Annotated in this window: 2 protein-coding genes; both read left to right on the top strand. The window is 68.5% G+C overall.

Annotated elements, in window-relative coordinates; translation table 11 throughout:
- On the top strand, positions 1–210 hold a 210-nt coding region (locus AB4Z27_RS29415; RefSeq protein ID WP_441646031.1), incomplete at its 5' end, for a type VI secretion system baseplate subunit TssF.
- Between the two features lie 62 nt (positions 211–272).
- The coding region (locus tag AB4Z27_RS29410; RefSeq protein WP_441646032.1) for a type VI secretion system baseplate subunit TssG at positions 273–520 on the top strand (248 nt) is incomplete at its 3' end.

Here is a 520-nt window from a genome sequence, read left to right as displayed (position 1 = left end):
GGCCTGCTGCGCGGCGTGGAGATCGAGGTCTGGCTGGACAGCACGCGCTTTGCCGGCGCGGGCGACCTCGAACTGTTCGGCGAGATGCTGAACCGCTTCCTGTCGCTGTACGCCACGCTCAATCTCTACACGCGGCTCGTGATTGTCTCGCAACCGTCCGGCCAGCGGCTGGCGTGGCCGGACAGCAAGGGCCAGGGGGCCCCGTTTTGAACGCACCGGACAACCGGGCGCCCCGCCCGCTGAGCGAGGCATTGCTGGCCGATGCCCCACGCATGAACTTCTTCCGCCTGTGCGAGTTGATCGAGCTGGCGGCGCCAGGCCACCCGCCGCTCGGCACCACCGATTCGCCGGCCAATGAGCCGGTACGCTTCCGCTCGAACGGCCGGCTCGGCTTTCCGGGGCGCGAGATCGACGCCGTGGAGCGTGACCCGGACCACCCCGGCGCCCCGCCCGTAGTGCGCACCAACTTCCTGGGGTTGTATGGCGTCGATGCCCGTATGCGTATGCCATCGTATTTCGT

This window comes from Cupriavidus sp. KB_39, assembly GCF_052114485.1.
Classification (GTDB): domain Bacteria; phylum Pseudomonadota; class Gammaproteobacteria; order Burkholderiales; family Burkholderiaceae; genus Cupriavidus.
Note: the sequence above shows the minus strand (reverse complement) of the source record. Positions and strands in the feature narration are given on the sequence as shown.